At 35.6% G+C, this 17,536-nt stretch carries 15 protein-coding genes; 1 reads left to right on the forward strand and 14 read right to left on the reverse strand.

The genetic code is table 11. From position 1 onward, the window contains the following. Positions 1-298: 298 nt before the first annotated feature. From FHY45_RS05330 to FHY45_RS05375, 11 genes are all read right to left on the reverse strand, one after another. Positions 299-796 carry a hypothetical protein gene (locus tag FHY45_RS05330; RefSeq protein WP_139891069.1) on the reverse strand — a complete coding sequence of 166 codons (498 nt, stop codon included), beginning with the start codon at positions 794-796 and terminating at the stop codon, positions 299-301. A gap of 479 nt (positions 797-1,275) precedes the next feature. Then, complete coding sequence (locus FHY45_RS05335) at positions 1,276-2,022, reverse strand: hypothetical protein (RefSeq protein ID WP_139891070.1); 747 nt, start codon at positions 2,020-2,022, stop codon at positions 1,276-1,278. Positions 2,023-2,153: 131 nt separating this feature from the next. After that, positions 2,154-2,462 carry an HIRAN domain-containing protein gene (locus tag FHY45_RS05340; RefSeq protein WP_139891071.1) on the reverse strand — a complete coding sequence of 103 codons (309 nt, stop codon included), beginning with the start codon at positions 2,460-2,462 and terminating at the stop codon, positions 2,154-2,156. Positions 2,463-2,818: 356 nt separating this feature from the next. Further along, the gene (locus FHY45_RS20830; RefSeq protein ID WP_257468925.1) at positions 2,819-3,073 is read right to left on the reverse strand and encodes a transporter associated domain-containing protein; all 255 of its coding nucleotides are present in this window, start codon (positions 3,071-3,073) and stop codon (positions 2,819-2,821) included. After that, positions 3,048-4,142: a hemolysin family protein gene (locus FHY45_RS05345; protein ID WP_257468926.1), complete on the reverse strand. Its 1,095-nt coding sequence runs from the start codon at positions 4,140-4,142 to the stop codon at positions 3,048-3,050. Before FHY45_RS05345 ends, FHY45_RS20830 begins: the two co-directional genes overlap by 26 nt. 304 nt (positions 4,143-4,446) lie before the next feature. After that, positions 4,447-5,886, reverse strand: coding sequence for a glycoside hydrolase family 1 protein (locus FHY45_RS05350; RefSeq protein ID WP_139891072.1), 1,440 nt, complete (start codon positions 5,884-5,886; stop codon positions 4,447-4,449). A gap of 6 nt (positions 5,887-5,892) precedes the next feature. Further along, positions 5,893-7,464, reverse strand: coding sequence for a response regulator (locus tag FHY45_RS05355; RefSeq protein WP_139891073.1), 1,572 nt, complete (start codon positions 7,462-7,464; stop codon positions 5,893-5,895). Then, entirely contained in the window at positions 7,461-9,185 is a 1,725-nt protein-coding gene (locus FHY45_RS05360) for a cache domain-containing sensor histidine kinase (protein ID WP_139891074.1), read from the reverse strand. The genes FHY45_RS05355 and FHY45_RS05360 overlap by 4 nt, the downstream gene beginning before the upstream one ends. A 6-nt stretch (positions 9,186-9,191) precedes the next feature. Then, the gene (locus FHY45_RS05365) at positions 9,192-10,040 is read right to left on the reverse strand and encodes a carbohydrate ABC transporter permease (protein WP_139891075.1); all 849 of its coding nucleotides are present in this window, start codon (positions 10,038-10,040) and stop codon (positions 9,192-9,194) included. A 13-nt stretch (positions 10,041-10,053) separates the two neighbouring features. After that, positions 10,054-10,929, reverse strand: a complete 876-nt coding sequence (locus FHY45_RS05370; protein WP_139891076.1) for a carbohydrate ABC transporter permease — start codon at positions 10,927-10,929, stop codon at positions 10,054-10,056. Positions 10,930-10,995: 66 nt separating this feature from the next. Beyond that, the gene (locus FHY45_RS05375) at positions 10,996-12,279 is read right to left on the reverse strand and encodes an extracellular solute-binding protein (protein WP_139891077.1); all 1,284 of its coding nucleotides are present in this window, start codon (positions 12,277-12,279) and stop codon (positions 10,996-10,998) included. A 627-nt stretch (positions 12,280-12,906) separates the two neighbouring features. Between FHY45_RS05375 and FHY45_RS05380 the strand changes: the two genes are divergently transcribed. Then, entirely contained in the window at positions 12,907-13,587 is a 681-nt protein-coding gene (locus FHY45_RS05380; RefSeq protein WP_225983687.1) for an EcsC family protein, read from the forward strand. Between the two features lie 440 nt (positions 13,588-14,027). Here the strand turns inward: FHY45_RS05380 and FHY45_RS05385 are convergent, their stop codons facing one another. The 3 genes from FHY45_RS05385 to FHY45_RS05395 all read right to left on the reverse strand — a co-directional run bounded on the left by FHY45_RS05385 (position 14,028) and on the right by FHY45_RS05395 (position 17,325). After that, complete coding sequence (locus FHY45_RS05385) at positions 14,028-14,834, reverse strand: MurR/RpiR family transcriptional regulator (protein WP_139891079.1); 807 nt, start codon at positions 14,832-14,834, stop codon at positions 14,028-14,030. A 27-nt stretch (positions 14,835-14,861) separates the two neighbouring features. After that, complete coding sequence (locus tag FHY45_RS05390) at positions 14,862-15,548, reverse strand: N-acetylmannosamine-6-phosphate 2-epimerase (RefSeq protein WP_139891081.1); 687 nt, start codon at positions 15,546-15,548, stop codon at positions 14,862-14,864. 178 nt (positions 15,549-15,726) lie between these two features. Next, positions 15,727-17,325 carry a PTS transporter subunit EIIC gene (locus FHY45_RS05395; protein WP_139891082.1) on the reverse strand — a complete coding sequence of 533 codons (1,599 nt, stop codon included), beginning with the start codon at positions 17,323-17,325 and terminating at the stop codon, positions 15,727-15,729. Between the last annotated feature and the right edge of the window lie 211 nt (positions 17,326-17,536).

The raw sequence follows: 17,536 nt of genomic DNA on the forward strand, positions 1-17,536 counted from the left end.
TATTTTAAAACTGGATTTCTTGTTGCTCCAAACATTTCCCAACCTATTTGTTCATTTACAAAAATAAAAGGAGAAACAGCATCTTTTGCCATTCTCCTTTTTATCATTTCATTGCTTGCATTTCTACTTCCGAATAAAGAGAAAGAGTGAATTTCCCATAAATTCGTCGGCTCAGCATCAAATAAGTCGTTAAGTTCATATCATTTAATTAAATTTCTTGCTAATCAAAACATTTTCACGGTATACACAAGGCTTTCTACCTGTATCTTGTTTAGCTCTTATGCAATTGCTAATAATCTTAATCAGAAAAGGACTTTGTATACTTAGGTAGCAAGTACCGGAATATCACCAACGCATGGACAATCCCAATTCCTGCAAAAAGAGCCCTCACAAACCATTCCTGCCAAAGCAGTAAGATACCATTCATATCGCCACCACCAAAAAATCCACAAAGTACACTCAAATATAGCGGATCAAGCAGTAGCATGACTAGTGAGGTATACCATGCGATGGTCCGGAAAACCTTTGATTTTACTGAACAGATTGGTTTACAAAATATAATAAGAAGCCAACTGAAAACAAGAGTTGCAATCGCACCCGCCAGACAGAAAATTCCCATCTGAATATCTGTCATCAGGGTATGATATACATCCACCTGAACCCCGAGCCCCATGAAATTGATTTGCTTAAAAACCCCGTAATAAAAAGCTACTAGGAGGTGCGCCCCCTCATGGATGATATAGTAAATGATAATAGCCGCAATAATTCCAATATATTGTCTTACACTTCTGCTCATAATAGTCACCTATCTTACTTACCGTTATACTTTTATGAATGACAAATCTTTAAGCTAAACAATGCCTATTCTACAAACTCTTAGCCAATCATCAGCCTGTGATTGGCTAATGATCATGTGCATTGTTTTTTTCATTTGTATGTTAATTCACAAAGGTAGTATATTGCATATAGGCACCTAAAACAATACATTTTTCTATCTACACCTCTTTTTGCAGATTCACTAGAGTACTCTTTAAATATAACCATAATACCGTAACCCCAGTAATAGCTATAGCAATCATTAATCTAATCCAATTAGAAGAGATTGGTGTAATAAAAATTACTGGTAACGAACAAATGTTATTAAAGATAAACCCTCCTAATCCACTTTAAAAGGTGATTTAATAGCATACTAGAGCAGATAAACTGAAAATATTGTTAAAAGTGTCTCTACTAAAAAAGCCGCCCACTAAGGGCAGCTCTTCTACTTATTTACCTCTAAAAAGAAGGATTTTTATTCTCCATATGTAACTTTCGGGTTACAGCTACAATTCTTTCTTTAGGAATATCCGGATGCTTGTCCTTGATTATCTTGACACATTCAACCCAATTGATTTCAGATTTTAACAAAGATGCGATTTCGTTTTTAATCATTGGATCTATTTGATAAATATCACTATCGGTTTCATCCGTTTCATTCTTTCCATCCACACTTTGGTCAATTTTATCAAACAGCAGCGAAGCAACAAGATGAATAGATATGATAATTATTTTCACAGTTGTAGAAAGATCGATGAGTGTAAAAAAGTAATCTAGTGCGCTAATAACTATATAACTACCAGCGAAAGTTAAGATACTCGCAATCAACTTATTGACAAAGATATCCTTATAAATGTCCGTTACGGCATGAAGAAAGCTATCAATAATAGTCCCCACTCCCATATCTATAAGACACAACAGAAAAAGAAACAGAATTAAATAGATTAAATTCTCATAATACTGGCCTGTAAAATGAATAATCAAAGCATAAATAACCATGAGAGGTAGAAACAAGAATAAAACAACCGTCATAAGTAAAGAAGTGGATAGAAAAAAATTCTTCACAAGTATAGACTCCAGTCTCCATAGCTCTTCTCCGCCTACGGAGGTTTTTGTTAAATTATAACAATTATTTCGCATAAAGTCAGCAACTGCATATGAATATCCTGCCTTTTCAGTTTTAGTTTCTACTTCCAGCTTAATCAAAATTTTGCGAGAGCCACCCACAGCCTCTACTAAAATAAGACTTTCACTTTAAGGACGACGTATCTCTACTTCACTTACGTTTAACACTTCAAAACTAATGCCATTCTTTCATTAGAGATAGGTGAATCTGATTAAGCACTCTCATCCTTTCCCAATAATTTTACGATGATTGTATCCTTCACAATGAAGGCCACTTGTCCCATGCATACGTACTCGAATGTATCATAGATCCTGCCGGCACTGCGGGTTCCTTTTGCAACTGTCTGATAACTATTAGCCACATAACCAACCTTACCAATTGTATCGAGCTCGGCTTGAATTGCTTCATCATCATGCTTATTATCCAAGTCTTTTCTTAAGATTATCTTCTGACCAACCTTGAAAATATCCGCTCCAAAATAATGACAAACACCTACAACTGATATATATTTCTCTGCCATTTCTATCCCCTCCATGTGACACTTTTTATTACTTTACTCTCTATATATTTACGAATTTCACAAAAATAAGTTTCAGTGATCCCTTGTAGAAAGCCTTTTAGATTGTCACATAAAAGAGATAAGGCAGCTCACAGGTTCTTATCGGATCGTGTATCATCTAAATAGGAACCATTTTTAGCTCCTTCACCTTTTCTTTGTTTCATTGCCAATAAAATTACACAAAATTAAAAAAGCCTTAGAGAATCGAAAATGATTCCTAGGACTTTTAACGTTTCTTTAGATTTAACTCCTTCAATTTATGAGAGTTTGATTAATACATATTCCACATAAAAAAGATGACCATTCATTAGGTCATCTTATATTATTTCTTCTGTTGAGTCTCTTTCTAGCCTTGTGATTAACACTTTATCTACTCGGGCACGATCCATGTCCACTACTTCAAGTTGAAAGTCATCTACTTGAATGGTGTCTTTAATTTTTGGTATATATCCAATTTTATTAATAATAAATCCACCCAATGTGTGGAAGTTTTTACTTTGGTTAAGAATCGTAAAGTCTTCCAAATCAAAATATCTAATAAACGTATCAATCGAAACAAGACCATCTGCCAACCATGAGTTTCCATCTCTCTATAATTTGCGGCTCTTCTTCATTATCCTTTTCAGGCATTTCTCCAATAATATTTTCCATAATATCATGAAGAGTGACAAAGCCCTCAATTCCTCCATATTCATCGATAATAACGGCTTCATGCTGGCCGGATTTTTTCAATGTTTCCAATGCCCGATATACTTTCATTTGTTCTGGCAGAACAAGTGTATCTTTGACGGAATCCGCTAAAGAAAAATTCTCTCCTGCCACAATTCTTGATAAAAGATCTTTTTTATGAATGATTCCTTGAAAATCATCTAAACTTCCAATCCCAACAGGAAATTTGGAGTAATAACTTTCATTAATTTTTTTCATATTTTCTTCAAACGAATCCTCTAAATCAATGTAAACAAGCTGCGTACGAGGTGTTAAAATATCACTAAGACGTTTGTCCCCTAAATAGAAAATTTGTTCTACCATATCCTGTTCTATTTCTTCAACAATCCCACTATGAACACCTTGTTCAATTAATTGGGTTATTTCTTCTTCGGTTACATTCGGTTGGCTTGTGGGTTTTATTCTTAAAAATTTTAATGCAAAATCAGTAGACTTACTTAAAAACCAAATAATTGGGCGTCCAACTTTTGAAAAATAATACATTGGTTTTGCTACTGCACATGCTACTTTTTCTGGATTTCCCATACCAATCCGTTTTGGAACTAACTCACCAATAATTAATGATAAGTAAGTTGAAAGTCCTACAACCACGATCAGACTTAGCTCATTACTGAAAGAAGCAAGACCATTAATTTGTTCAATATAAACAGCTAGCTGGCTTGCAATGGTTGCACCGCCAAATGCACCTGTAATTACCCCAATTAATGTGATTCCGATTTGAATAGTCGACAATAATTGATTTGGGTCATCCGCTAATTTCAAAGCATAACTAGCACTGGAATTTCCTTCATCTCGCAATTTTTCTAGTCTATTCTTCTTAGATGTAACAATTGAAATTTCGGTCATAGCAAATATACCATTTGCCACGATAAGTATTAACAAAATTACAATTGAGGTCCAAATGCTGTCCAAAAAAATCTTCACCGTTCCTTAATTAAATTTTCCAATTATTATAACGTTACTATACACCATAGTCTATTTCCCTATTATGCTCAAAACAAGATAATACATTACCATATATATTTCATCTAAATGAATCTTTCACAGACTTATTTTATATATTTTTTTAAAATATCGCCTTTTTAGCAGCTTAAAATAAGACTGTCCATATAGCTAGCTATCATCTAATATCCTTCCCTTTATCCATTAATCCTATCGAATCAAATTGATTTCATGGCCTTTGAGGTTAGATACATTCTGGAATGGTCATCCCAACTCACCTATAAAAATCGTCATTCTCTGCTTCAAATTCTTTTGTTTCGATTACTTGTTTATACCAGTAAGCAGATTTCTTAAGTGCTCGATTGCGGTTATCGTCTAAATTAATTTCAACTAAACCATAGCGGTTTTTGAATGCGTTCATGGGTGATACATTGTCGGTGAATGCCCATAGCATATAGCCTTTACAGTTGGCTCCTTCTTCGATTGCCTTTAAGAGCCATTTTAAATGTTCGCTTATAAACTCAATTCGGTAATCATCCTGAATGATTTGTTCTTCATTCTTAAATCTGCCTTCGTTTTCTACACCCATTCCATTTTCAGCAATAAACCATTCAATGTTTCCGTACTCTTCTTTCAATCTGACCGCCATATCAAACATAATTTGCGGGTAGATTTCCCAGCCACGATATGGGTTCATTTTCTTACCTACTAGCTCGTGTTTTTCATAATAGTACTCAGGGTGGAAAGGTGTTTCTTCATTCCATGCAGTTGTACGTGCTTTGACGCGGTGTGGGAAATATAGATTAATGCCTACATAATCAATCGTATTTTCCTTAATGAGCTGCAACTCTTCGGTTGTATGTTCAAAAGTAATATCATGTTTTTCCATCAACTCAAATAATTCCTGCGGGTACTCACCCTTAATGGCTGGATCTAAGAATACACGATTGAAGAATAGGTCATACATTCTAGCTGCTTTTTGGTCGTGTTCAGAGGAAGAACGAGCATATGTAACCTCTGGGTTTAGGATGGTCCCAATTTTGGCTCCTGTCTGATCCTTTAATCTCATTTCCTTAAATAACTTCACCACTTTAGCAGTAGCAAGCCCTTTATTATAGTTCCACTGCATCCATTTTTTTGTGTTCTGTTCATATGGCCAACGAATCGCATCTAAGTATATGCGTGTTTGAACTACAACTGGCTCATTAAATACGAACCAGTGTTTCACACGATTTCCATAACGTTCAAATACTTTTTCCGCATATTTTACAAATAGTTCAACCACATGCTTTGAGCCCCAACCGCCGTATTTTTTAAATAAATAAGCAGGCAATTCATAGTGCTCCAGACAGATCATTGGCTCTACACCATTTTTAATTAATTCATCAATAACGTTTCCGACAAAGCTTGCGTATTCTTCATCCACAATAGCATTCTCATAGTCCACTAAAAAACGAGACCAATTGATCGATGTTCTAAAATGGGTAAGACCAATTTCCTTCATATAACTGATATCTTCTTTATAGCGATTGTAAAAATCAGTTGCATAAGCGGGTCCATATCCGTTATGCCAAACATTCTTATTCTTTTTATACCAGAGGTCTAAGTATGAATCTTGAAACTCTTTTTTATCGGTCCCGCCTTCAGTTTGCCATGCAGAAGATGATGCTCCTAAAATAAAGTCCTTTGGTAGCTTCCATGTTATTTTTTCCATCTAATATTATCTCTCCCCAGTTTTTCTATCTTGCAGGTTTCTAAATTTCCGATAGTCCGTCGCAGTCATTCCTGTCAGTTTTTTAAACACTCCCACGAAATACTTATATTCATGGAATCCTACTTGTTCGGATATTTCGTTTACCTTAAAAGGAGTCTCCGCAAGTAAGATCTTTGCTTCATCCACTCTTAATTGGTTAACGTATTCATTGAAATTAACACTTGTTTTCTGCTTGAATAGAGAGCTAAAGTAATTTGGGGTTATATTAAGGACCTCCGCTACTTCATGAACTCTAATATTTGTTCTGTAGTATTCATGTATGTATTCCTTCGCGTGATTGATTAACAAATCCTGTTTGTCAAAATTCTTCAGCTCAGATTGGTATATACGAATGGAGGAAAGGTCCAGATAAAAAAGTTCTCTCAACAATTCGAATGAGTTATATTCATGGACATTTATACTCTCACTGTAATAAAGATCCCATTTCCTTACCTTTTTCCCACTCAGAGACTTATAGTGATCCAAAATTTTATGAAGTATCTCTCTGCAAACCTGAACAACTTCATCCAGAAAAAATTCATGTATTGTAAAGTATCCGAATAATTCATTAGTAAAAGTATGAAGGTCCAAATCTTTCATCTGGACAATAGCATCTATTAATTGCTCTTCAAGTTTAGTTGGGTACGATTGAACGGGATCCCGCCTCAATTGATCTGAAACTATCAGGCTAGTACACTCAGTGAAAGCTAAATACCTTCCTTTATTTAATAGTTCTGTTAGTACGATCATAAGATTTTCAACAGGAATCCACTGGTCACTCCAAACAAATTGAAGGTTGAATCCATCATTTCGAATCAAATTTTGCAGGATATCCGATGTCATTTTCCGACCATCATCACTATGAACACAGGTAACTAGTATATTTTTTTCAGTAAAGAACGAATAAGAGGCAAGTCCATAATTTTGTAGTTTCCTCTCAATGCTTTTCTCCCATCCACTTAAAAACTCTTCATATTCCTCTTCTGACAAGCTATTTATTTTTCGAATATAATTTTGATGCATACTAATAAATGGATAAATCCTGAAGCAGTTGTAGTCGTCTGATTTAGCAGGTGAAGACCTTTGTAAATTTGTTACTTGTTGGAGGATTGCATTTCTCAATCCTATTTTGTCCCGTTCTTTTTTTTGCTGCCGCTTTTGCTTCATTTCGTTGGTTATCTCTTTAACATTTTCCACGAGCTCATTAATATCAACCGGTTTAAGAAAATAATTATCTACACCCAATTTGATAGCTTGCTGGGCATATTCAAATTCTTCAAATCCACTAAGAATAATCGTCCGAATTTGAGGGTAGTTTGCATACAGAAAACGCGCCAGCTGCAGTCCATCCATTTTTGGCATCCTTATATCTGTAATAACAATGTCTATATCGCCATATTGTATAACCTTCTCGATGGCATCCTCTCCGTCATGTGCTGTGTCTACGACTTCGACGTCGATGGTCTCCCAGGGAATTGTTAAACGCAGACCACGGGAAATAATAGGTTCATCATCCACTATTAACATTTTAAAAGTCACGAGTGTTCACCTGATTTCTCCATGTTTATGGGCTGCCAAAGTAGTGGCAGGATTAGTCTTACCAATGCTCCGGATTCAGCTTCTAACACCAGCAAACCATATGGTTCTCCAAACGCAATCTCTAAACGTTCTTTTAGGTTTTTCATTGCATAACCAGTATCTTCCGTACCTTTTTCGAAACCCCAACCGTTATCTATCACATCGATCCATAACTGATCTTCCGCTTGGTAGCAGTGAATGGATATGATTCCTTGTCTGGGTAATTCTTTAAAACCGTGCTGGATGCAATTTTCAACTAATGGCTGCATTAATTGTTTCATTATGTAGGAACGTTTGATTTGATCATCAATAAAAATGTAAAAAGATAAACATTCTCCTAAGCGGCTTTTCTGTAATTCTAAATAGGATTCAATATAGGCTATTTCCTCTTCTATTGTAACCCACATTTTACCATTGTTTAAATTCATACGGAAAACTTTTGAAAGCTGTTCAATTTGTTGACCTGTTTCCATCGCATTTTCCAGGCGTGCGGTCCATCGAATCATGTCTAATGTATTGTAAAGAAAATGTGGATCAATTTGATTCTGAAGCGCCTTTAATTCAGATTCCTTTTGTTTAATAGTCAGTTTGTATTCTGTATCAATATGTCTTTGGATTGTTTTGACCATTTTATTAAACTGTTTCCCTAGTTGACCAATTTCATCATTTGTTGAAACGCCCACATTCGCCGAGAAGTCCCCTTTCTCAAGCTGGTGTGTTTGGCCAGTTAATTCAATTACTCTTTTTATATTAGAGCGATAGAATCCATAAAAAGCGATAATTCCACATATGAGAAGAAGAAAAATCATATTACGAATCGAATTTCGAACGGTATACAGTTCCTTGACCAAGTGCTCCTCATTTACAATCACGATAGATGTCCAATTTGTCCCACTCAGCTTTTTTTTAACAGCTTTATAGTTATGGTTGTTTTTTGTAAAATCATAGGCTAGGTTCTCACTATGATTGACCCAATCGATAAAGGCAGGATCATTGTATTTTTTTCCTATTAGCTCTTGATTTGAATGAAGAATAACTTCACCGGACTTTGACATGACCAGGTAATTACCTTGTTTTACTTCTAAATTTCTCTTAATTTTTTCCTGATCAAGACGGATTCTTACGATGCCAATTGGTTGATTAATCTTATTTAAATCGTTAATGACTCTAGAGAGGCTAATAACATATTTTTTCCCATCCCACCCACTTGTAACCCCATAGGTATCACTCCAAATTGGAGATCCTTTTCCGTCTATGGCAGCCTGATCTAACTTATCCTCGTTTCCAAAAACAGGTTCACCAAATGCCAGCTCCTCACCATTGCCTCCTTTTAATAAGATGGAGGATATATACTCATTTGACATCAATTGAAAAGTAAAATAGCCTTTTATCCCGTCCATACTACTTTTATCCGCAATAGGGATTTCATCTGTAGTTTTAAAAAATGTTCGAAAGTCCTCGCTGTAAATCATATAGGAGGACATACTTTCAACATCTCGTATGATGGACAAAAGGCTCTGTTCATCTTTTTCTAGTATTTCAAGGATATCCTCTTCCAGCTGTCTTTTAAGTACTTCCGTTGTTTGGTAGTAAATGAGAATTCCATAGCATACTGTTGGTAGTGTGATGAATACAAGGAATATAATCATAAACTTCTTTTTTAGGCCCCAATTTCGAATCATATTCATTTACCCTTTTACCGCACCAGCTGTCATACCTTTAACAATATTCTTTTCAAAAATCATGTAGAAAATGACAATTGGAATTAAAGACATCGTTAAACCAGCCATTTGGGCACCATAGTCGGTTGTAAATTGACCTGCAAAGTTTGCTAAACCTAGTGGCAATGTTTGAAGCTCTGGGTCATTAATTAACACTAGCGCAAATGAAAATTCATTCCAATTGTAGATGAAATTAAGAATGACAGTTGTAGCGATTGCCGGACGTGACATGGGCAGGATGATGGACCAAAATATTCTAAAAACTCCGCACCCGTCCATGATTGCAGATTCTTCAATATCCTTAGGAAAGCCCTTCATAAAGCTGGTGAGGATAAAGATCGTAATGGGTAAATGAAAAGCGATATAGGGAAAGAGTAAGGTGATGGGTGTATTCAATAGTCCTAAATTTTTCATTAGAATAAACATAGGTACTAATGTGGCATGAATCGGTATTAATAATCCAAAGATGAAAAATCCATATAACCACTTGCTCATCTTGAAATCAAATCGAGATAAGAAATAAGATGCTAACGCCCCGATAAAAACGGTTAATACAGTCGCTGTTACAGTAATAAAAATACTATTCTTAAACAGGACACCTAAGTTAGCAATATCCCAAGCGGCAGTATAGTTTTCTATTATAAATTTCTTTGGAAACCCAAATTGGTTTGTTGCAAACTCCTTCTCGGATTTAAAGGAGTTGATTGCCATCCAAATAATTGGATACGCATTAATGATTGCAAATATAATTAATGCTATATAGATGCTTACTTTTTTGAAGCTTCTTTTCTTAGGTATTTCATTTGTTTTCGCCATCTATACCCACCTCCTAAATCATTTTCTTTCCTAATACTTTGTTTACAATTGCTATTAAGATCAGACTAAAGAAGAAAATAAATACGGACACTGCACTACCATAACCATACTGCAATTTTGAAAATGTTTCATTAAACATATAGAGTGCCATAACATCCGTTGAATGTGCCGGACCACCATGTGTCATGACATAAATCAAATCAAATGTTTTCAAACTGCCTGCAATACAAAGCGTAATCGCAACGAGAATGGTCTCCCAAATCATTGGAATCGTAATCTTCCAGGTTGTTGCCCATTCTGATGCACCATCCATTTTAGCGGCTTCTAATACTTCAGTAGGTATATTTTGTAATGCGGCCAGAAAAATAATTAAGTATAGACCAACAAATTGCCAAACAACAACTACTAAGACAGATGCCATTGCCCACTTTGTATCTCCTAGCCAATTTTGTGCGAATGAATCTAACCCAATTGATCGTAAAAATTCATTGATTAATCCATTACGAGAATTGAAAATTAAACTCCAAGTTAAGGAGATTACCACGGTTGATAAAACAACTGGCAGAAACCCAATTGTTCTAAATAATTTTGCGCCCTTCATTTTACGGTTCAATAAAAGGGCAAAAAATAAAGCAAGTGGAACTTGACCCAGCACTGAGACTAAGACTACGTATATATTATTTTTGACAGAGTTCCAAAATAGCGAATCCGCAAATAGCTTTTTAAAGTTATCTAACCCTACGAATGTCATTTCATTGAATCCGTTCCAATCCATGAATGAATAATAGAAGGATTGGAGAATCGGATAAATGGCAAAAACAATATATAGTAAGAAAGCAGGCAGTATACCTAGTATAAACGCTCCCTTAGTCTTCTTAGTTAACTTCATTTTCTTCCCCCCTAAACATTCACAGGTTACTTGCATGAAGTAACCTGTGAAAGAACTTATAGAAGATTATTTACTTTTGTTTTCTTTTTGCATCTCTTCCGCTAATTGTTCAGGTGTTTTGTCACCTAAGGTAATAGATTGCAAGCCATTGTTAATAATATCAGTAAGTTCAGGAGTTAAGGTTGCATCATATACAGGCACTAATCCACCTTGAGCAAAGCTATTAGCATCCTGGAATATTTGTGGAATACTGTCATCCATTTCAACAGTAGCTGGAACGATAATATTCGCTTTGATTAAGCCTTGGTATAGTTCATCACCATAGTAGTATTTTAAGAATGTGAAAGCAGCCTCTTGCTCTTCTTTACTTAACTTGCTGTTAACGGCAATCCCCCCGCCAGCAGCACCAGCAATCTTGGCAGGATCCCCTTTACCACCTTCAAATGTAGGAAATGGAGCTACACCAATGTTATCAATATTTTCTACACTGTCTAAAATTGGCCCAAGTGCCCATGAACCAGCAAAGTGGAGTGCTGCAGTTCCTTTAATAAATTCATTTCGCGATTGAGCTTCATCAAGGGTATTCATATCCTCATTAAATGCCTTTAATTTTGTTAATTCGTCGATCACAGATAATGCATTGATAAATTGCGGATCTTCGAAGCTGCCATCTCCATTTAATGTATTCTCTAAGAAATCACTTCCAGTAAAGCGATCAGCAATAGTAGAGATGTAAACAGATTGTAATGGCCAGATTGCTTTGTTACCTAAAGAAATTGGAGTCGTTCCTTTATCATTAAGTGCTTTTACAAGTTTTTTAAATTCTGCATATGTTTTTGGAAACTCATCAAACCCTACATCTTGAAGAATGTCCTTATGATAGTAAATTAATCCTGTAATACTAATGTTTGAAGGGATTGCGTAATAATTATCATCTAACGCATAGTCTTGTAGAATGGCATCAGGAATGACTCCATCCCAGTTCTCAATGATTGGGTTCAATGGAAGGATGGCTCCACCTTCAGCTAGAGGCTCTGTTCTCGCCCCAGGCCATACACGCATCATGTCAGGTAACTGGTTACCAGCAGCTTGTGTTCTTAATTTAGTTTCATATTGGTCATGTGGTATGGCCTCTACCTTAACCTGAATATCATCGTGTTCTTTATTGAATTTAGAAATAATGTCTTTGTAAAGAGTATTTTCCGGCCGATCCTCGGTCCAGTCAGTCCAAAGCGTAAGCTCAATTGCCCCATCCTTCGTGGATTGACCTGCTTTTTCATCATCATCGCTACACGCAGCCAAAGCTAGCACCGTCAGTAACCCCATTAGGACTAAACCTAATTTCTTCATCGTCTTTTCCCCCTTTATCGTAAATTAAAGCGCTTACAAAATTCATTATAACGCTTACCTATTGATTGAAATATCCTACAAACCTATAAAAATATCTAAAATTCTTGGGAAAGGTGGTTGGGATGCTGTGGTTAAGTACAAGGAGGGTCTTCTCTGTCTAAACCAGAAGAGGGCTTGTACATCTTATGCAGCCGAGGGTCTATATACTCTTAAAAAGCGTTTTTCTGAGTGCTGTATTATCTCCAGTACTAATCTGTTGTTAAAGATGGATTATCTAGATCCTCGACCGAATTTACCTTTATATACTCCATACAAGAAGAGACAAAAATAGAGACGTACTTTTATATAATTATTTTTATCAACGGAGGTATTTAAATGAAGAAATTATTAGTAGGTTTTACAAAATTCCCGAATATGAAAGCTGGACAGATTAGATTCGCTTCCAATAGTAAAGAAAATTGTATTGAGCCACAGAATTATTAAAGGATTCTATTAGAAATATGGACGGTTATCCGCAATTGCTGAAAAAACTAGTTTTGATAACAATAATATCAATTAAACAATTAGCACAGTCAGATAAATAACTTATAATATTAGTATAATACTGAGAGGTAAGGTGAATATATAGTGGACGAGAAAAAAAGATTAACCCACGATGCTATAATGAATGCCTTAGATTGGTCTTATGATAAAGCAATTAATGGCGGAATAGCTGGAATGGACACAGCCATAGAGTTAGCTGAAAGTTATTTACAAAAAAGTGGTACACTTGATCAAAAAGTTCAAAGTTTAATTAATTGGCAAAATACTAAAAGTGCCACAAGTGGCTTCTTAACAGGAGTAGGAGGACTTATTACTTTGCCAGTTGCTGTCCCTGCAAATATAACTAGTGTTATATTCGTACAAATGAGAATGGTAGCAGCTATTGCACATATGGGGGGATATGATCTAAAAGATGATCAGGTTAAAACTTTTGTTTATGTATGTTTAGCAGGAAACGGAGCTAAAGACATTCTTAAAAATACAGGGATTCAAATTGGTAGGAAGCTTGCAGTAACAGGTATAAAAAAAATACCTTTTGAGGTTATTAAAAAAATTAATCATGCTGTAGGATTTCGTTTACTAACAAAGTTTGGAGAAAAAGGAGTCATTAATTTAAGTAAAATGGTTCCTGTAGCAGGTGGAATTATTGGAGGAACTGTAGATGCTTTTGCAACCAATACAATAGGTAACTTAGCCAAGAAGATGTTTATTCAAGAGCCTAAATCATATAATGATGACGAACCTGATATTATTGATATGTTGTAATAACCTTACCTTAATGTACATTTTAATGTTAGATAAATACTCGGTTTTCCAAGTAACGTATTCTACCACCATTCTCTAATATTCATCATACAGAGGTAATATAATATGTATTTTTTATCTTCAATTATTACACTCTAGAATGCCAATGAATGACCTATTACCTTTCAATGGTATTCTTAATTTATAATTTGTTGAATGAACTCACCAATATAAACCTAAGCACGAGTATCCTAATATTTATAATTAGCATCTTCAATATTTTTAGGAAAATGAAAGATTATCTCGATATCACGACCGTACTTAAAATATGTACATACTCAACGTTTTGAAAAGACAGATCAATAATATGAATATCTTTTTACAAAAAAATACTCCTCCTAAGGTAGGCAGATTTTAAACAAATCAACTCTCTCAGGCGGAGTATTTTAAACTTCTCTTTTTCAACTATTAATATGGATTTGAGACGATACGGCGGAAATGGTCTCTTGATAGATTTTTTTCCTATTTGGGTCCTCTAGGAAATGCATACTAATTAAATCAATGAGGTAAAGCGCGCTTAAATCAAGACCGGTTGACAAGTATGCATTTCGAACTGGATGAACGGTCCATAGCACTTCATCCGATAATTGCGTAAGATATGTATGGTCATAAGCCGTTAGAGAGATTAATTTAACATCTTTTTTCTTCGCTTCATTAACTGATGAGATTAACTCCCGGGTTTGTCCAGAACGTGAAATAGCTAATAGCAAATCCCCTTTTTTTAATAAGGTACTCCTAATAATCATTAAATGTGGATCAGTTACAGCTTCACTGGCAAAACCCATCCTACTTAATCGGTAATTTAATTCCTGTGCGGCAAGTCCCGAGCTTCCTAAACCATAGATAAAAATCCGCTTAGCATTTGTAACTAATTTGAGTGCTTTCATTATCGATTTTCGACTGTTTAATCCTTGTATATCGCGGATTACATCCATATACTGACTTCTAATTTTGGAATCCATATCTTCCGCTTCTTCATGGTGCGTTTCTCTCGCTAGATTCATTTTTAATTCCACGAAATTTTTACAGGATACTTTTCTACAAAAACGTGTAATCGTTGCAACGGATACATTCGTCTTTTCTGCTATTTCTTTGATCGTGCACTTGGAAGCTTCTGATGGCGAAGAAAGCAAATAATCAGCTAAGCCTTTTTCTTTATCGGAGAATGAAGAATATTTCGATTGAATTTCCTTCAAGAGCGTAACCATAGATGACTCCTTCCGCCTTAAGTTTGATCAGCAACCCCTCTTTATTTCTTCAACAAAGCGACTTGTTATTTGCTGCGGCCGAGTGATTGCTCCCCCGACTACAACGGAGTAAGCTCCGATATCAAGTACCCTTCCCGCCATTTCAGGAGTGATAACATTTCCTTCAGCTATAACAGGGATTGAGACATTTTTTAAGACTGTTTTGATAAATTCAAAATCATTCTCATATAATTTACATCCTTTTGTCTCATTTGTATAGCCATAAAGGGTTGTGGATATACAATCAAAGCCCAATCGTTCCGCATTCATTGCATCCTCCAACGTGGAGATATCTGCCATCAACTGAACCTGTGGATAATGCTCTTTTACATATGAAACTAGATTAGCTAATGTTTCTTCATTTGGACGTTCTCTTAGTGTTGCATCCATCGCAATCATTTCACAGCCTGTCTCAATTAGTTCATCTACTTCTTGTTTTGTTGCTGTAATAAAGACTTCACTATTCGGATAATTTCGCTTCACAATTCCTACGACAGGTAAATCTACTTCTTTTTTAATCGCAATAATATCTGGTTTAGATTCTGCCCGAATACCTGCCGCTCCGCCTTGCTTGGCAGCCAGAGCAAGCTTTGACATGATAAATGAGCTATGAAGAGGCTCACTCTCTTGAGCCTGACATGAAACAACAAGACCTTTTTTAATTTGTTCTAACATTTTTTATTCACCTACTATTTCTGTTTTTCTACCTTGATGATTACAATTAGATCACGATTCTCCAGCAGCAAATCCAATTAACGAAACTTAAATAGTGGAGGTAGCTTAGCATTATTATATAGATTAAGAAAGGATAAAACATAATACCACTACGGCTCCACCTATTAAACTTTTAGGATTATTTAACGTTGTTTATCTCATTCTTTAAGATTTCTGCGAGGGCTCCATAAACAACTTGAACACCCTTGCCTTTCTTAAAGAGTCCCTTTGCCTTCAGTTCATCTTTCCAAACCGAATCTTCTGCAACCTTATCAATATCCTTAACGGTTACTCTTAATCTAGTTATACATGCATCGACGTCCACTAGGTTTTCTCTTCCACCTAAGGCTGTGATTACATCCTCTATATCAATATCTTTTAACAAAGCATCTTTCTTCGTATATAACTTATTCTCAGATTCCTCCCCACGACCTGGAGTTTTTAAATTCAATTTGAGAATAAGTGTTTTAAATACAAAGTAGTAGATGAGTGCTGTTGGAATTCCGAGAATGAGAATCCAAATGTAATTCGTTTTATCATTACCCTGTAATAGACCGAATAATGTAAAGTCAATGATACCCCTTGAGAAAGTAACCCCTACCGAAACATCTAAAGCATATAAAGCAGCATAGGAAATTCCCTCTAGGATGGCATGAATACCATAAAGTAATGGCGCTACAAATAGAAATGTAAATTCGATTGGTTCAGTAATCCCTGTTAAGAAGGATGTTAAGGCAGCTGAAAATAGAATACCGCCCACAATTTTCTTGTTTTTACTGTTAGCAGTATGATACATAGCAAGAGCAGCTGCTGGGAGACCGAACATCATTGGTAAATAACCACCTGTGAAATACTTCGTTGCTTCTGCTGAGAATTTGGTAACAGTCGGATCAGCCAATTGGGCGAAGAAAATGCTTTGTCCACCTTGTACGATTTTCCCTGCAACCTCTAATTCTCCACCAAGTGAGGTGTACCAGAATAGTGGATAAATAGCATGATGAAGTCCAAAGATATTGAGAAGTCTCATTAGCGATCCATAGAAGAACATTCCGATTGGTCCTGTTCGTCCAAAGAATTCTGAGAAGGTTGAAATTCCAATGTGAACATATGGCCAAACAAATGGAATAATCACCCCTACAACACTGATTGCAAATACTGAAATAATCGGAATAAATCTTACTCCAGAGAAAAACGAAAGTGCTTCTGGAAGCTGCTTGTTGTAATATCTATTAGCTAAAAAGGCTACTAGTAAACCAACAATAATTCCTCCAAGCACGCCAATTCTAACTGTAAAAATACCAAGCTCGTACCCATATACGTTTGCCTGCTTCGCTGCTTCAACTGGATCTAGACCCTGAGATAAGAAATAGTCTACAGTTGTCGTCTCTGGTGTATGGCCCAGGAAACCTAGAATGGTACCAACGATAACATGCATGACAAGAAAAGCGATTGCTGCCGATAAACCCGCTGCACCTTTTTCCTGTAATGCTAACCCCGAAGCAATCCCGACAGCAAATATCAAAGGCAAGTTAGCAAAAACAATATTACCAATTGCAGACATGGTGCTTAAAATATAAAACAAAAATGTCCCTTCTCCGAGTATTCCTTCCAACCCATAGGTTTCTACCATAAGGGGGTTGGTAAAAGCTGCACCAATACCAAGCATAATCCCCGCTATTGGCAAAACAGCAATAGGAATCATAAAGGCTTTTCCTAAACGTTGTAGTTTTTCAAACATTCGTATCCCTCCATTCTCAATCAATTATAGAACCCTTTGCCCAATCATTTGTTACTTTTGAAAATAATTATCATAAATAATATTTTATGTAATTTATTATCTTCTATTATATGAGAGTACCATATTAATATGCAAATAATTTTTAGAATAATTTTACTATATTGATAAAATTTATGATTTTCGCAAGTTCCACGTGTACTGTCCATCCCTT

It is taken from the genome of Bacillus sp. D386, from assembly GCF_006346415.1.

Bases quoted from the DNA above. Each gene is read 5' to 3' on its own strand.
- FHY45_RS05330 (WP_139891069.1), bottom strand. From the start codon at position 796: ATGAGCAGAAGTGTAAGACAATATATTGGAATTATTGCGGCTATTATC.
- FHY45_RS05340 (WP_139891071.1), bottom strand. From the start codon at position 2,462: ATGGCAGAGAAATATATATCAGTTGTAGGTGTTTGTCATTATTTTGGA.
- FHY45_RS05350 (WP_139891072.1), bottom strand. From the start codon at position 5,886: ATGGAAAAAATAACATGGAAGCTACCAAAGGACTTTATTTTAGGAGCA.
- FHY45_RS05360 (WP_139891074.1), bottom strand. From the start codon at position 9,185: ATGATTCGAAATTGGGGCCTAAAAAAGAAGTTTATGATTATATTCCTT.
- FHY45_RS05365 (WP_139891075.1), bottom strand. From the start codon at position 10,040: ATGGCGAAAACAAATGAAATACCTAAGAAAAGAAGCTTCAAAAAAGTA.
- FHY45_RS05370 (WP_139891076.1), bottom strand. From the start codon at position 10,929: ATGAAGTTAACTAAGAAGACTAAGGGAGCGTTTATACTAGGTATACTG.
- FHY45_RS05375 (WP_139891077.1), bottom strand. From the start codon at position 12,279: ATGAAGAAATTAGGTTTAGTCCTAATGGGGTTACTGACGGTGCTAGCT.
- FHY45_RS05385 (WP_139891079.1), bottom strand. From the start codon at position 14,834: ATGGTTACGCTCTTGAAGGAAATTCAATCGAAATATTCTTCATTCTCC.
- FHY45_RS05390 (WP_139891081.1), bottom strand. From the start codon at position 15,548: ATGTTAGAACAAATTAAAAAAGGTCTTGTTGTTTCATGTCAGGCTCAA.
- FHY45_RS05395 (WP_139891082.1), bottom strand. From the start codon at position 17,325: ATGTTTGAAAAACTACAACGTTTAGGAAAAGCCTTTATGATTCCTATT.